The organism is Rathayibacter sp. SW19, assembly GCF_030866825.1.
In the GTDB taxonomy this organism is placed as follows: domain Bacteria; phylum Actinomycetota; class Actinomycetes; order Actinomycetales; family Microbacteriaceae; genus Rathayibacter_A; species Rathayibacter_A soli.
This window is the reverse complement of record NZ_CP133020.1, coordinates 1,474,433-1,489,203: the sequence shown is the minus strand read 5'-3', so window position 1 is coordinate 1,489,203 and position 14,771 is coordinate 1,474,433. Positions and strand designations below refer to the sequence as shown.

Below are 14,771 nucleotides of genomic sequence, written 5' to 3'. Positions count from 1 at the left end.
GGTGGCCTACACCCACAATGCGGCCAAAATCGCCGTCGCACGGTCGATATTGGCACTCAAGAATCGCGATTCTTTCGCTATTGTGAAGAGATGGAGCAAAGCAGCCCTGATATCGCGACAATCGGCCATCGCATCCGCCATTTCCGCGGCAAACGCGGGCTGACATTGGATCAGCTTGCGGCGACATCCGGAATCGCAGCCAGCCAGCTGTCACTGATCGAGAACGGCAGGCGCGAACCCCGCTTGTCTGCGCTGCAGACGATCGCAACAGAGCTCGGCGTGGCGTTGAACGATCTGCTCGTGAACGAAGCTCCGGATGCCCGGGCGGCGCTGGAAATCGAGCTCGCGCGGGCGCAGCGCGGATCCCTGTATGGTGCGCTGGGCCTGCCGATGGTGAAGCCGACGCGGGGTACGCCAACGCAGACGCTCGAGGCGATCGTCGGCCTGCATCGCGAGCTGGCCCGACACGCCAAACTCGCGATCGCGACGCCGGAAGAGGCTCGGCGGGCGAACACCGAACTGCGCGAAGAGATGCGCGCCAAGAACAACTATCTGCCCCAGATCGAGAAGATCGCGCAGGAGCGGGTGAAGGCATCCGGTCATACGACGGGAGCGCTCACGCACCGTGAGGTCAGCGTGATGGCCGAACAGCTCGGGTTTCAACTGATCTACGTGAGCGATCTGCCGCATTCTGCACGGTCGGTCACCGACCTCGCCAATGGGCGCATCTATCTGCCGCCCGCATCGATTCCCGGCGGGCACGGGCTGCGTTCGATGGCATTGCAGGCGATGGCGCACCGCATTCTCGGGCATGAGCGGCCGGACAGCTACGCGGAGTTTCTACGGCAGCGGCTGGAGATCAACTACTTCGCAGCGTCGTGCCTGATGCCGTTGGACGCCTCAGTGACGTTCCTTCAGAACGCGAAGAAGGAGAAGGATCTCGCGGTCGAGGACTTTCGCGACGCGTTCGGCACCACCCACGAGTCTGCAGCATTGCGGATGACCAATCTGATGACCGAACACCTGGACATGACCTTCCACTTTCTGCGGGTCGGCGACGACGGCGCCTTGTACAAAGGCTACGAAAACGACGGACTCCCGTTGCCGGCCGACGTCACCGGCGCGATCGAGGGCCAGCTGGTCTGTAAGAAGTGGAGTGCCCGCGCGGCGTTGACGCAGACGAATCGCACGACGGAGTTGTATCAGTACACGGACACGCCGGCGGGCACGTATTGGTGTGCGACACAGACGGGTACGACCTCCGCCGGCGGATTCTCGATCTCGGTCGGCGTGCCGTTCGCGCAGGCGAAGTGGTTCCGCGGGCGGGAGACGACTGTGCGCGCCGAGTCCCGATGCCCGGACCCGTCCTGCTGTCGCAACCCTTCGAGCGACCTAGCCGACCGCTGGGCCGATCAGGCGTGGCCCAGCGCGCGCCTGCACGCGCACATCCTGTCGCCTCTGCCGACCGGAACGTTTCCGGGCGTCGACGATTCAGAGGTCTACGCGTTCCTGGAGGAGCACGCGGAACTGCCGTGACACTCGTGCCCCGGTGGTTGGTCGCTGAGCGACTTATTGAGGTTCAGGTTGGCGGTCTCGATACGCTCGCTCGCCGCGCTCGCTGGCTACTCGACCAACGAACCCCGGTGGTCGGGTAGCGAGCCACCGCAGTGAGACCCGTGTTGGCGGTCGCGATACGCCTGCTCGACCGACGAACTTCGGTGGTCGAGTAGCGCATGAGCGCAGCGAATACGCGTATCGAGACCCGCGCTACTTCGGCTGCATGCGGATCGCACCGTCGAGTCGGATGACCTCGCCGTTCAGCATCGGGTTCTCGACGATGTGCCGCACCAGCGCCGCGTATTCGGAAGGGTTGCCCAGGCGAGACGGATGCGGAACCTGCTGGCCAAGCGACAACCGCGCCGCCTCCGGGAGGCCCGCCATCATCGGCGTGTCGAAGATGCCCGGTGCGATCGTGACGACCCGCACCAGGCTGCGTGCCAGCTCCCGGGCGATCGGCAGCGTCATCGCGGCGACGCCGCCCTTGGATGCCGCATAAGCGGGTTGACCGATCTGACCGTCGAACGCCGCGACCGATGCCGTGTTGACAATCACGCCGCGCTCGGCGTCTCCCGGCACGTCCGGCCGCCCGAGCGGTTCGGTCTGAACCATCGCGGCCGCCGCCAGCCGAATCACATTGAACGTGCCGATCAGATTGATCCTGATCACTCGTTCGAAGTCCGCCAGCGGAAGCACGCCGTCGCGGCCGAGCACCTTGCCTGGGGTGCCGATCCCTGCACAGTTGACCACGATCCGCAGCGGCGCCATGTCCGATGCTTCTCTGACGGCAGCCTGCACCTGGTGCTCGTTGGTGACGTCAGCGGCCGCGAACAGGGCGCGACCGCCGAGCTGCTCGGCGGCATCCTGCCCCGGTGAACCCGGCAGGTCGACGATGACGACGGATGCGCCTGCATCCGCCAGCGTGCGCGCCGTGGCGAACCCGAGCCCGGACGCCCCACCCGTGACGATCGCGGAACATTCCTCAATGTGCATATGACAACCTCCGTGGTATTAGTCGGTCAGTGCAGAGTTGTTCGATCAGAGTCGCGCGACAATAGCCGCCACGGTCACAGCCGCTCGATGACGGTCGCGTTGGCCATTCCGCCGCCCTCGCACATCGTCTGCAACCCCCAGCGGCCGCCGGTGCGCTCGAGTTGGTTCAGCAGGGTGCCGAGCAGCCGGGTTCCGGACGCGCCGAGCGGATGCCCGAGAGCGATCGCGCCGCCGACCGGGTTGAGCCTGCCCGGATCAGCGTCGAAATCGTGCAGCCAAGCCAGCGGCACCGGCGCGAACGCTTCGTTGACCTCGTATGCATCGAAGTCGCCGATGCTCATGCCCGTGCGTTCGAGGATCTTCGCCGTCGCGGGCAGAACGCCGGTCAGCATGTACAGCGGGTCGCTGCCCACTACGGTGAACGCGTGGAACCGGGCACGCGGCGTCAGCCCGAGCTCGCCGGCCCGCTTCTCGCTCATGATCAGTGCAGCGGATGCCCCATCGGTCAGCGGCGACGAGTTGCCTGGGGTGATCTGCCAGGTGAGCTCGGGGAACCGCTCGGCGAGCGCATCCGTTCGAAAAGAGGGCGCAAGCCCGGCGAGGCCCTCGACGGTCGTGCTCGGCCGCACGGTCTCGTCGGTGTCGACGACGGTGCCGTCTGGTCGGGTGACGGGCACGAGTTCCCGGGCAAAATCACCGCGCGACGACGCCTGGGCCGCACGCTGGTGCGAGACCGCGGAGAAGGCGTCGAGAGTCTCCCTGTCGAAACCCCACTTGTGCGCGATGAGCTCCGCCGAGACGCCCTGGTTCACGAGCCCGTCGGGGTAACGTTCGGCGAGTCGGTCCCCGTACGGGTCACGGCCGAGCGTCGTGATGCCGATCGGCAGCCGGCTCATCGACTCGACACCGCAGGCGATCACGATGTCGTGCATGCCGGTCGTGATCTCCTGCGCGGCGAACGTCGCGGCCTGCTGGCTCGAACCGCACTGCCTGTCGATCGTGGTGCCGGGCACGTGCTTGGGGAAGCCTGCGGCGAGCGCCGCATTCCGGGCGACGTTGAACGACTGTTCGCCGGCCTGCCCGACGCATCCGGCGATCACATCGTCGATCAGATCGGGGTCCACGTCGTTGCGTCTCACCAATTCGGCGAGCAGATCGGCGAGCAGATCGACAGGGTGCACGCCGTTCAGCGCTCCCCCGGGCTTGCCGCGCCCGCTTGGAGTGCGCACCACATCGATAATCACGGCATCGTTGCTCATGCTTCCAGCCTAATCGCGAGGCGATTTCTCCGCATGACCCGCAAGACCCTGCGCCGCCGGCAAGATTCGCCAGCACGACCCTTCGGTTGACAAAACGACGGACCTTTTCAGCGACACGCCGGGCGCCTGTACCTTCCACTGGCGCGTCGCCCAGAATGTCCGTCGTTTTGTAAACAGCAGACGCATGGAGGGGTAGTCGCCAGGCTGCGCGCAGCTATTCGATCGTGATGCCCAGGTGAGCCGCAAACAACGGTGACAGCTCCGCAAGTTGATATTCGGTCATCGTCGTACCGCGCAGATTATCGATGCCCCGGATGCCGCGCAGCTCGGCCCCGCGCACGTCGAGATCGGCGAACGTCGCGTGCGTCGCATCCAGCAACCGGATGCTCGAGTCAGCGAACGCGACCCGCGTCGCCTTCGCGCCGCCAAGGTCGAGCTCATCGATTGTGCAGTCCGAGAACAGCACATCGCGGAGCGTCGACCCGCGCAGGTTGAGGTAGCCGATCTTGCAATGGCTGAAGAGCACTGCGTTCAGGCCAGAGTCGTACAACTCGCCGGAGCCGACGCGCGACTGAATGACTTCGACTCCGCGCCAACTCGACCGCGACGCCTTCAGCACGGGTGCGTTCATGCGTGTGAGCCGGCAGTCGTTGAATCGCGCGGCACGCAGGTCGGCATCGTCAAGGGTCACGTCGATGAACTCGCAGTCGCTGAAGGTGGATCCGGCGAGGTTGCGGCCTGCCAGATCGGCATCCCGACAGCTCTCCGCATCGACACTGACGTCGTAGTCCAGGTCGCGGACATCGCCCGATGCGAGCTCGGGCAGGCGCACGGTCGTGATCCGGGGCGCGGCGGTCGTGGATCTCGCTGTCATCGTGCCGTCAGCCTATCCGCTGACCAGCATCGGCCGCCCGCGTCCGCCCGCCCCGGATCGCTGCTATACCGCAACTGCCAGTGATGAATTTTGTATGAATCCTCTCAGAGACGACAACAGGCAGAAATCGCCGGAATCACGCGGGCAAATGTGGGTGCGGAGCTAACGGCATCCGCGGTTCGTGCGACAGTGTGCGGCCACAGACGCTTGCGAGCGGATTGTGCCCAGATCCCCGGTTTACCGTTTTGTGACGGTCGCCCTCAGGCACGGGCGCCCAATTCTGCGTTGCGACTGGGAGGGTGCGAGACGATGAACGATCATCCTCTGCGGCGCCCGCGGGTGCGCGGAACTATTCCCGTGCGTCATGGCAGATTGAGCCGATCGGCGCCGCTGGTCGGCATCGCGAAGATCGCCGTGGCTGTGCTCGCCGTTCTGGCGGTCAGCGCTGGTTCGATCACCGCATACGCCGCCTGGGATGTCGTCAGCAGCGTCAAGCCCGGCGTGCATCTGGCAACCCTGCCCGGGCACACTGCGCAGCCGATCCCGAACGTCGCGGCGATCAAGGGTGGCGTCAACCTCCTGCTGGTTGGAACGGACACCCGCACCGGTCAGGGCGGTGCGTTCTCCAGTGCCGACGAGTTGAACGGCAGTTCTGGCGCCGGAAACAACGACGTGACGATCCTGCTGCACATCGCGCAGAATCACCAGAGTGCCAGTGTGATCAGTTTTCCTCGCGACATGGAGGTGCCGATTCCGGCTTGTCCGCAATCCGGTGGCGGCTCGTCTTCACCGCAAGACCAAGCCATGATCAATACGACCCTGTCGGTCGGCGGGCTCTCCTGCACCGTCCTGACGGTCGAACAGCTCACCGGCGTGACGATCCCGTTCGCGGCCGAGATCAGTTTCGACGGCGTCGCGGCGATGTCCAATGCGGTCGGCGGCGTCACGGTGTGCCTGGCCACACCGGTGACGGACCCGTACACGAACCCCCAGCTGAACCTCCCCGCCGGGCAACAGACACTCGTCGGCGCGATGGCGCTCTCGTTCCTGCGCAGCAGACACGGCGTGGGCGACGGCAGCGACCTCGGCCGCATCAGCAGTCAACAGGTCTTCCTGTCTGCACTTGTGCGCAAGATCGCCAGCGCAGGCGTGCTCGGCAACCCGGTCACTCTGTATGCGCTGGCCAAGGCAGCCACGCAGAACATGGTGCTCTCCGACACATTGACCAGCCCGACCAGCATGGTGAGCATTGCGCTCGCCCTGAAGAACATCGGGCTCGGCAACATCGTCTTTTTGCAATATCCAACGGATGCCGACCCCGCCGACACCAACCGCGTCATTCCGGATGCGTCCTCCTCCGCAATCGTGAACACGGCGCTTCAGGCAGACCAACCGTTGCAGCTCACGGGAATCCCCGGCCGTGCGGCGCAACTGAGCCCAAGCGCGACGCCCGCACCGGCGAGCACCACACCGACGAGCACCGCGACGAGTTCGCCGTCCGCACCCGCAGCATCCGCAACGCCCGCCCCGACCTCAACGGCAGTTGCTCTGCCGAGCAACGTGACCGGCCAGACGGCCGCAGAGCAGACCTGCACGGTCGGCAACAACGGCTAGCCCACGCCGGTCGCACATGCCGTTTACAAAACTACGGACTATTTCGGCGACAGGCCGTGTGCGAAACTCATGCGTCGGCGTGTCTGTGAAATAGTCCGTCGTTTTGTAAAAGCCGACGACGCGGTCTGCGACGTCACGCCGCTCGCGACCGGGGCTCTGATCGCTTAGGCGAAGGGGTCTGGCGTCAGCGTGTACTTGGTCGAGAGGTACTCGTGGATGCCTTCGAAGCCGCCCTCGCGACCGAGCCCGGACTGTTTGACCCCGCCGAACGGTGCTGCCGCGTTGGAGATCACGCCGAGGTTCAAGCCCATCATGCCGGTCTGCAGGCGTTCGATCATCCGCTGACCGCGCGCCAGGTCGCGAGTGTACACGTAGCCGATGAGTCCATATTCGGTGTTGTTCGCAGCGTCGACGGCCTCGTCTTCCTCGCTGAACCGGGTGATCGACAGCACGGGGCCGAAGATCTCCTCGGTCAGGATGGCGCTGCCCGGCTTCACGTTGTCGATCACGGTCGGCTCGAAGAACGTTCCGGCACCGTCGATCGCGTGGCCGCCGCTGAGAAGTGACGCACCGCGGGACAGCGCATCTTTGACCAGCTCGTCGGACTTGGCTACCGCGCGATCGTCGATCAACGGGCCGATCGTCACGTTCGCCTCTGTGCCGCGACCGATGCCGAAGCTCTTCACCCGCTCGGTCACCCGGGCGGCGAACTCGTCGGCGACGGACTCGTGCACGATGAACCGGTTGGCGGCCGTGCAGGCTTGACCGATGTTGCGGAACTTCGCCGCGATCGCCCCGTCAACGGCCTTGTCCAGGTCGGCGTCCTCGAACACGACGAACGGCGCGTTGCCGCCCAACTCCATCGAGGTGCGCAGCACACCCTGCGCGGCCTGCTTGATCAGCGCCCGGCCGACCGGGGTCGACCCGGTGAACGACAGCTTGCGCAACCGCGGATCCGCAATGATCGGCTCAGAAACCGCACCCGACGTAGAGGTCGTCAGCACGTTGACCACACCGGCCGGCAGCCCGACATCCTCGAGCAGCTTCGCGAAATAAAGCGTTGTCAACGGCGTCAGTTCAGCCGGCTTGACAACGACCGTGCAGCCTGCGGCGAGCGCCGGTGCGATCTTGCGGGTGGCCATCGCGAGCGGAAAGTTCCACGGCGTGATCAGATAGCACGGCCCGACCGGGTGCTGCGACACGATCATCCGCCCGGTGCCCTCCGGATTGATGCCGTAGCGCCCGGTGATGCGCACGGCCTCTTCGCTGAACCAGCGCAGGAACTCGCCACCATAGGTGACTTCTCCATTGGATTCCGCGAGCGGCTTGCCCATCTCCAACGTCATCAACAGGGCGAAGTCTTCGCGACGCTCCTGCAGCAGGTCGAATGCACGGCGCAACAGTTCACCACGTGCGCGCGGCGGGGTGGCTGCCCAGGATTCCGCTGCGGCCACCGCGGCATCCAGCGCGCGGATGCCGTCGGCCGGGTTCGCATTCGCGATCGTCTTGATCACGGCGCCGGTCGCCGGATCGTGCACCTGGATCGGCGTGGGAGCCGAGCCCGCCACCCATTCACCGCCGATGAACAAGCGGTCTGGAACCCGGGCGAGCAGCTCTTGCTCGGTAACTGCCATGATGATTACTCCCTCGTCGTTGCTTCTGTTGCGTCTGATGCGACCGTTGCCGCCGTTGCAGGCGTTCCGGCCGTTGCAGGCGTTCCGGCTGTTGCGCGCGTTGCCGCCGTTGTGCGCCGAGCAGGCAACTGCCTGTTCACGGGTACAGTCCGCGCAGTTTGTGTGCTTCCGCCACGCGCTCGACGGCCAAGCAGGTCGCGGCGGCGCGCAATGAGAGCCGTCTTCTGCCAGCGTATGCCAGTACCTCGTCCCATGCGCCGACAAGCTTGTTCTCGAGCTTGCTTTCAACCTCGCTGGCGTTCCACCAATAGGCCTGATTCGCCTGCACCCACTCGAAATACGACACGATCACTCCGCCGGCATTGGCAAGAATGTCGGGTACGACCAGCTGGCCGTTCTCGGCAAAGATGCGATCTGCACTCGGCGACGTGGGGCCGTTCGCGCCCTCGACGATCACCTTCGCCTTTACCCGCCCCGCGTTGCCTTCGTGCAGAACGCCCTCGACGGCGGCCGGCACGAGAAGATCGATGTCGAGCTCCAGCAGGTCCTCACCCGGCAAAGCGCCTGCTCCCGGAAATCCGACGACCGATCCCGTCTCGGCCACAAACGCTGCCAGGGCAGGCACGTCGAGGCCGCTGTCGCGTCTCACTGCCCCGTATTGATCGCTGATCGCGACGATCCGCACGCCGGCTTCCGCCAAGAACAGAGCGGCATCGCGCCCCACCTTGCCAAACCCCTGCACGGCCGCAGAGGTGGCACCCGGCTTCATCCCACGATGCGCGAGCGCGGCGAGCGCAATGTGCGTCACCCCACGCGAGGTCGCGCTGGCGCGACCTCGGGAACCGCCCAGGCTGATCGGCTTGCCGGTGACCACGGCGGGCACGGTGTAGCCCTTATTGACGGAATAGGTGTCCATCATCCAGGCCATGGTCTGCTCGTTGGTGCCGACATCGGGTGCGGGGATGTCGCGCTCCGGCCCGATGATCGGCATGATCTCGCTCGTGTAGCGGCGAGTCACTCGCTCCAGTTCTGCCATCGAGAACTGCCGCGGGTCGATGGCGACGCCGCCTTTTGCACCGCCGTACGGCAAGTCGACGAGGGCACATTTCCAGGTCATCCACATCGCCAACGCGCGAACCTCGTCGAGCGAAACGTTCGGCGCATAGCGCAGCCCGCCCTTCGCCGGCCCGCGCGAGAAGTTGTGCTGCACGCGATAGCCCATCAGCAGCTCACTCGCGCCGTTGTCGCGCCGCAAAGGAACACTCACGGTGAGTTCGCGACGCGGAGTGGCCAGCATCGAGTGCAATCCCTCGTCATAGCCGAGCAAGCGGACCGCTTCGGCGAGCTGAGCGTGCGCGTCCACAAGCGGGGTGGCCACCGGCGAGGGGGCCACCCGGGCGGATGCCGCAAGCCCGGATGCCGCAAGCCCGGATGCCGCGGCGCCGACAGTCGCCGCCCCTCGCGTTTCGATCGTCGCGCTGGGTGTCTCCTCGATGAGCGTCATGCGGCAGCCAGCGCATCAGACACGACCTGCAGGCCTTCGCGAAGCAGTTCATCCGAGATGGTGAACGGCGGCAGGAAGCGGATGACGTTGCCGAAGGTTCCACAGGTGAGCACGATCACGCCCGCTTGATGGGCTGCGGTTGCGACGCGCGAGGTGAGCGCGGCATCCGGTTCGCCCGTGGCCGGGTCGACGAGTTCGATCGCCATCATGGCGCCGCGGCCGCGCAGGTCGCCGATGCGGGCATCCGTCTGCTTGACCGCGCCGAAATGCTGCGCGATGACCTCGCCGATGTGGCTCGCGCGGGCAAGCAGATCGTCCTCTTCGTAGGCGGTGATGGCGGCGAGCGCTGCCGCGCAGGCCAGCGGGCTTCCCGCATAGGTGCCACCGAGGCCGCCGGACTGCGGCGCGTCCATGATCTCGGATCGGCCGGTGACCGCAGACAACGGCAGGCCGCCCGCGATGCCCTTCGCCGTGACGACGAGGTCTGGAACGATGCCCTCGTGATTGCACGCGAACATGTCGCCGGTGCGGCCGAACCCGGTCTGCACCTCGTCGGCGATGAAGACAACACCGTTGGCGCGCGCCCAGGTCAGCAGCGTCGGCAGGAACCCGTCGGCGGGCACCACAAACCCGCCCTCGCCCTGAATCGGTTCGATGATCAGCGCCGCGAGATTGCTAGCGCCGACCTGCTTCTCGATCATCGTGATCGCGCGGCGTGCGGCGGTGACGCCGTCGAGGCCTCCGTCGCGCAACGGGTAGGACATCGGCGCCCGATAAATCTCGGGGGCGAACGGGCCGAAGCCGTTCTTATACGGCTGGTTCTTCGCGGTCAGTGCCATCGTGAGGTTTGTGCGCCCGTGGTAGGCGTGGTCGAATGCGACGACCGCCTGGCGACCGGTGTAGTGCCGCGCGATCTTGACCGCGTTCTCGACGGCTTCCGCGCCGGAGTTGAACAGGGCGCTGCGCTTGGCGTGGTCGCCGGGGGTGAGCCGGTTCAGGGCCTCCGCGACCTGCACATAGGAGTCGTAGGGGGTGATGGTGAAGCACGTGTGGGTGAACTGTTCGACCTGGGCGCGCACGGCTTCGACGACGCGGGCGTCGCTGTTGCCGACGCCGGTGACGGCGATGCCAGAGCCGAGGTCGATGAACGAGTTGCCGTCGATGTCGACGAGCACTCCGCCACCGGCCGCGGCGGCGAATACCGGGATGGTGTGACCGACTCCGGATGCGACGGCCTCTGCTTTGCGGGCCAGCCATGCGGTGGACTTCGGCCCGGGGATCGCGGTGACGATGTTGCGGCGCTGCGGGAGGCCTGGGCCCCCTACGAGTCGCTCGGAGGTTTCTGCGACGAGTGTCATTGCTGCTCCAACGGTGAGAAAGCGGGACGCACCGCGCTGAATCCGCGCCGATGCCGATGCGTAATGGTAAGCAGGCCGAAGTCACTCTGACGCTATACACTCTGTACAAGATTAATCGCAGCTTTGGCCTTCCTGTACAGACGCCAGTTTCGGAGGAAACCGATGCCCGCCACCGTGCGCCGCTTGCTGGGGGACCCAGCGCTCGGCCTGCGCCTGCTGACGCCGGAAGCGCAGTTGCCGACAGGAATCCTCGGGCTGCCGGTGTCCTGGGTTCACAGCTCAGACCTGCCCGATCCGACACCGTTTCTGTCGCCAGGCCAGGTGCTGCTGACGACAGGGACACAGTTCCCGGCTGACGACGATTCGACGTCGGCACAGCGAAGCGTCGACGACTACGTATCGCGCCTGATCACGCACGGAATTGTCGGCCTCGGCTTCGGCGCCGATGTGGTGCGCGCGGGGATGCCGCAATCGCTCATCGACGCATGCCGACAGCAGGGCTTGCCGTTGTTCGAAGTTCCGTATCGCACGCCGTTCATCGCGGTCGCACGCCTGGCGGCCGACATCGCGGCGCAAGATGCCTACGCGCGAAGCACATGGGCTTTGCGCGCCCAGCGGGCGATCTCGGTGGCAGCGACGCGCCCGGATGGGCTCTCCGCAACTCTGAGCGAACTGTCCCGGCAACTGGACCATTGGGTGGCACTGTTCGACGCGGCAGGAACGCTCGACCGCATGTTCCCGCACAGCGCAGTTCCGCCTACCCACCTCGTCGACCAGGGCACGATCGAGGCCGGCACGATCGAAGCCGGCACGATCGAAGCCGGCACGATCGAAGCCGGCACGGTCGAAGCCGGCACGATCGTGGCGGTGCGCGCCGAGGCTGTTCGCCTGCTGCGTCGCGGGCAACGGGCGAGCGCTACCGTGTCGGTCGGAGCGGAAACGCTGACCCTGCAGACGCTCGGAGCGCGCGGTCGGCTGCGCGGCATCCTGGTGTTCGGCGGGTCGGTCGGCGGATCGGCCGGCCTGGATGAGGCCGGTCAGCAGGTTGTTACGAGCGTCGTCGCCCTTGCAGGGCTCGCTCTGGAGCAGAATCACACGCTCGACCGTGCGCGCGCCCACCTGCGCACGGGCCTGCTGCGGCTCTTGGCCAACGGTGAGATTGAATTGGCTGAAAATATCTCGCGGGAGATGTGGGGGGCGCTGCCGTTCGAGCCGGTGATCGCAGCTGTCGCGGATCTGCCCGTCGAGCAGATGGAGGCCATCGCGGAACAACTTGAACTGCGCGCAGCGGATGCCAGCGGACGGTTGTTCTTTGCGATGGACGGCCCGCGAATGGTGCTGTGCGTCAGCGCAGACTCGCCGGCACTCGTGGCTGAACTCGCGGACGAGCTTGGCCTACGCATCGGCGTTTCTGAGCCGCAACCATGGGCGGAGCTGAGCCGCGCGCTCGCCCAGGCCGACCACGCTCTCGACCGTGCACGCGTCGGCGACGCCGTCACCGACTTCGCCGACGTCGCTGCGCGAGGGATGCTGGCCCTTCTCGACGGTTCGCAGGCACGCGAGGTCGGGCTGCAGGTGCTCGCGCCGCTACTGGGCCACGATCAGGTCAAGCAGAGCGAGCTGATGGCGACACTGCGATCCTGGCTCTCGCACAATGGCGAGTATGAGGCTGCCGCACGGGAACTCGGCGTGCATCGACACACGGTGCGCGCACGCATCGGCACGATCGAACGTCTGCTGGGCCGCGACCTTTCACCGTTTCAAACGCGCGCAGAGTTGTGGGCAGCGCAGCTGGCGGTCGAAACTGACGCGGCTGATGCGCGTGCCGCGGTGCTGGGCGAGTCGGAGGCGGCTGGTGGGATGCGGTGATTATCGGCCCGGCAGGCGCGTCTTGATCTCCGAGACTTCGAGCGTCATTGACGCGGTCATGTCGGCTTCTCGCTCACTTTTCTTGTGTTCAGTCGGTAGGTTTCAAGCAGACGAAGCCAGATCTCGCTCACCGTCGGGTATGAAGGAACTGCGTGCCACAGCCGCTGGATAGGAACCCGTCCGACGATGGCGGTGGTCGCGGCGTGCAGGAGATCGCCGACATCCGGGCCGGCGAGCGTTACTCCCAGGATGATCTGGCGGTCGTCGTCGACAACCATCCTCGCCTTGCCCTTGTAGTCGTCCGCCCGAACAACCGCGCCTGCGACCCAGCCGATCTCGTAGTCCGCGACGCTGACCGTGTATCCAGCGGCTTTCGCCGCCGCGGCGGTGAGACCAACGGATGCGATTTCCGGCTCCGTGAAGGTGACCTGCGGAACCGCCTCGTGGTCGGCGGTCGCGACGTGGGCACCCCACGGCTGATCATCCACGACCTCGCCATTCGCCCGGGCGGCGATCACGTCACCAGCGATCCGCGCCTGATATTTTCCCTGATGAGTCAGAAGCACACGATGAGTCACATCACCGACGGCATAGAGCCAGTCGAAGCCGGGCAGACGCATCGTGTCGTCCGTCGGCAGCCAGTCGCCAGGAGTCAGCCCGACGTTGTCAAGCCCGATATGTTCAGTGCGCGGTTTGCGGCCGGTTGCAACCAGGATTTCCTTTGCGACGATCGGGTCGCCCGGTGAGATCTCGATCTTGACACCGTCTGCGGTCCGGCCGATCGTCGAGATTGCTGTGTCGAGCAGCACCGTGACGCCCAGCGCACGCAACGAATCAACCACCATCTCGCCCGCGAACGGCTCCATGTTCGCCAGCAAACCGCCACGGGAAATCAGCGTGACTGCACAGCCGAACCCGGCGTACGCGGTCGCCATCTCGGCACCGACCACTCCACCCCCGACGATCGCAAGGCTCTCGGGCACGGTCTTGACGCTGGTCGCGTCACGGCTGGTCCACGGAGCGCTGTCACGCAGCCCCGGGGTGTCGGGAATGACCGGGTCAGAGCCCGTCGAAACAACGACTGCCGTGCGAGCCGTCAACACCAACACGGATCCGTCGGCCGCGGTGACCTTCACCTGCTTGGGCGCCACGATCTCCCCGTGGCCACGCACCAGCGCGATGCCGGCACCGTCGACCCAATCGACCTGGCTCTGATCGGACCAGTCGTGCACAAGACGGTCCCGCCGGCCCAGAACGGCGCCGACATCAATCCTGCCCGCGACGGCCTCGGCCGCACCCTCAACCGCACGCGCTTCCCGCACCGCCTGCGCAGGCCGCAGCAGGGCTTTCGAGGGGATGCATGCCCAGAACGAACACTCCCCGCCAACCAGCTCATGCTCCACCAGCACCGCGGTCAGCCCACCCTGGACTGCGCGCTCCGCAACGTTCTCCGCCACCGCGCCGCCGCCGATGATGACGACGTCATACTCGCTTTTTTGCATAATGGTTTCCCCTGCGCCACGTCAACTCGGCCACGAATGGGCCGCACCACGACGACGGGCAGCTATACGCGCCAAGCGGTCGACAGCCTACGACCGCAGAGGCATGAAATCAATGAGAAATAGGCCACCATGGCCGATCGAGTCGCATCGGTGCCAACGCGCGATCCTGTCCAGTGGGGCAGCCTCGTGCCTAATACCCCAACTCGTCTTCTTGGAGTTCAGACGAGAGGCCGGAGTTGTTGCCGTAGCGGTAAGGAAATAGCACTGCCGCGAGCGGAGAAGCGACGATCACCTCGGCGATCGTCGCGAGCAGCGTGCGTTCGCCTTCTGCGTCCCGCGCCTGCGGGCCGAGGATTCGAAGAAGACTTCCGGGTCGCGCAACCTCGACGTCGGTCGCAAATCGCGCAAGAGTGGTGGGCTCGGCGTCGATCGGCCTGTCTGCGACGGTCGTCGCATTTTCAACAAAACGAGTGAAGATCACTCTCAACTGTTCACTCGACAACCGGCCGAAGGCCTCAACGTGCATCTTATCGATCATGTCCGGCTGGGCTATTGCAAGCAGGTATTCATATCTCGCGACAGCAGCACCGTCGCCTTGCTTCAGACC

General features: G+C 65.8%; 11 protein-coding genes. 3 read left to right on the top strand and 8 right to left on the bottom strand.

From position 1 onward, the window contains the following. The first annotated feature begins 90 nt into the window (after nt 1-90). Nucleotides 91-1,536, top strand: coding sequence for a helix-turn-helix domain-containing protein (locus QU604_RS06770; protein WP_308468043.1), 1,446 nt, complete (start codon nt 91-93; stop codon nt 1,534-1,536). Between the two features lie 231 nt (nt 1,537-1,767). Here QU604_RS06770 and QU604_RS06765 read toward each other — a convergent pair whose 3' ends face one another. From QU604_RS06765 to QU604_RS06755, 3 genes are all read right to left on the bottom strand, one after another. Further along, nucleotides 1,768-2,550 (bottom strand): 3-hydroxyacyl-CoA dehydrogenase, encoded by a 783-nt coding sequence (locus QU604_RS06765; RefSeq protein WP_308468042.1) that lies wholly within the window; start codon nt 2,548-2,550, stop codon nt 1,768-1,770. Between the two features lie 74 nt (nt 2,551-2,624). Next, complete coding sequence (locus tag QU604_RS06760) at nt 2,625-3,809, bottom strand: thiolase family protein (RefSeq protein ID WP_308468041.1); 1,185 nt, start codon at nt 3,807-3,809, stop codon at nt 2,625-2,627. Between the two features lie 214 nt (nt 3,810-4,023). After that, nucleotides 4,024-4,683 carry a pentapeptide repeat-containing protein gene (locus QU604_RS06755; protein ID WP_308468040.1) on the bottom strand — a complete coding sequence of 220 codons (660 nt, stop codon included), beginning with the start codon at nt 4,681-4,683 and terminating at the stop codon, nt 4,024-4,026. 309 nt (nt 4,684-4,992) lie between these two features. Between QU604_RS06755 and QU604_RS06750 the strand changes: the two genes are divergently transcribed. Next, nucleotides 4,993-6,297, top strand: coding sequence for an LCP family protein (locus tag QU604_RS06750; RefSeq protein ID WP_308468039.1), 1,305 nt, complete (start codon nt 4,993-4,995; stop codon nt 6,295-6,297). A gap of 164 nt (nt 6,298-6,461) precedes the next feature. On the opposite strand, the gene QU604_RS06745 is transcribed toward QU604_RS06750, so the two are convergent. From QU604_RS06745 to gabT, 3 genes are all read right to left on the bottom strand, one after another. Next, a complete protein-coding gene (locus QU604_RS06745; RefSeq protein ID WP_308468038.1) occupies nt 6,462-7,931 on the bottom strand; it encodes an NAD-dependent succinate-semialdehyde dehydrogenase in 1,470 nt (489 codons plus the stop codon). A gap of 136 nt (nt 7,932-8,067) precedes the next feature. Then, on the bottom strand, nt 8,068-9,435 hold the full coding sequence (locus tag QU604_RS06740; protein ID WP_308468037.1) for a Glu/Leu/Phe/Val family dehydrogenase: 1,368 nt from the start codon (nt 9,433-9,435) through the stop codon (nt 8,068-8,070). Beyond that, the gene (gene gabT / locus QU604_RS06735; protein ID WP_308468036.1) at nt 9,432-10,793 is read right to left on the bottom strand and encodes a 4-aminobutyrate--2-oxoglutarate transaminase; all 1,362 of its coding nucleotides are present in this window, start codon (nt 10,791-10,793) and stop codon (nt 9,432-9,434) included. Before gabT ends, QU604_RS06740 begins: the two co-directional genes overlap by 4 nt. Before the next feature lie 162 nt (nt 10,794-10,955). On the opposite strand from gabT, the gene QU604_RS06730 reads away from it, so the two are divergent. Continuing rightward, nucleotides 10,956-12,662, top strand: coding sequence for a PucR family transcriptional regulator (locus tag QU604_RS06730; protein ID WP_308468035.1), 1,707 nt, complete (start codon nt 10,956-10,958; stop codon nt 12,660-12,662). A gap of 56 nt (nt 12,663-12,718) precedes the next feature. Here the strand turns inward: QU604_RS06730 and QU604_RS06725 are convergent, their stop codons facing one another. Then, the gene (locus tag QU604_RS06725) at nt 12,719-14,164 is read right to left on the bottom strand and encodes a dihydrolipoyl dehydrogenase family protein (protein WP_308468034.1); all 1,446 of its coding nucleotides are present in this window, start codon (nt 14,162-14,164) and stop codon (nt 12,719-12,721) included. 190 nt (nt 14,165-14,354) lie between these two features. Continuing rightward, complete coding sequence (locus QU604_RS06720; protein ID WP_308468033.1) at nt 14,355-14,702, bottom strand: hypothetical protein; 348 nt, start codon at nt 14,700-14,702, stop codon at nt 14,355-14,357. Between the last annotated feature and the right edge of the window lie 69 nt (nt 14,703-14,771).

Excerpts from the sequence above, each read along its gene's own strand:
- QU604_RS06770 (WP_308468043.1), top strand. The coding sequence starts at position 91 with ATGGAGCAAAGCAGCCCTGATATCGCGACAATCGGCCATCGCATCCGC.
- QU604_RS06765 (WP_308468042.1), bottom strand. The coding sequence starts at position 2,550 with ATGCACATTGAGGAATGTTCCGCGATCGTCACGGGTGGGGCGTCCGGG.
- QU604_RS06760 (WP_308468041.1), bottom strand. The coding sequence starts at position 3,809 with ATGAGCAACGATGCCGTGATTATCGATGTGGTGCGCACTCCAAGCGGG.
- QU604_RS06755 (WP_308468040.1), bottom strand. The coding sequence starts at position 4,683 with ATGACAGCGAGATCCACGACCGCCGCGCCCCGGATCACGACCGTGCGC.
- QU604_RS06750 (WP_308468039.1), top strand. The coding sequence starts at position 4,993 with ATGAACGATCATCCTCTGCGGCGCCCGCGGGTGCGCGGAACTATTCCC.
- QU604_RS06745 (WP_308468038.1), bottom strand. The coding sequence starts at position 7,931 with ATGGCAGTTACCGAGCAAGAGCTGCTCGCCCGGGTTCCAGACCGCTTG.
- QU604_RS06740 (WP_308468037.1), bottom strand. The coding sequence starts at position 9,435 with ATGACGCTCATCGAGGAGACACCCAGCGCGACGATCGAAACGCGAGGG.
- gabT (WP_308468036.1), bottom strand. The coding sequence starts at position 10,793 with ATGACACTCGTCGCAGAAACCTCCGAGCGACTCGTAGGGGGCCCAGGC.
- QU604_RS06730 (WP_308468035.1), top strand. The coding sequence starts at position 10,956 with ATGCCCGCCACCGTGCGCCGCTTGCTGGGGGACCCAGCGCTCGGCCTG.
- QU604_RS06725 (WP_308468034.1), bottom strand. The coding sequence starts at position 14,164 with ATGCAAAAAAGCGAGTATGACGTCGTCATCATCGGCGGCGGCGCGGTG.
- QU604_RS06720 (WP_308468033.1), bottom strand. The coding sequence starts at position 14,702 with ATGATCGATAAGATGCACGTTGAGGCCTTCGGCCGGTTGTCGAGTGAA.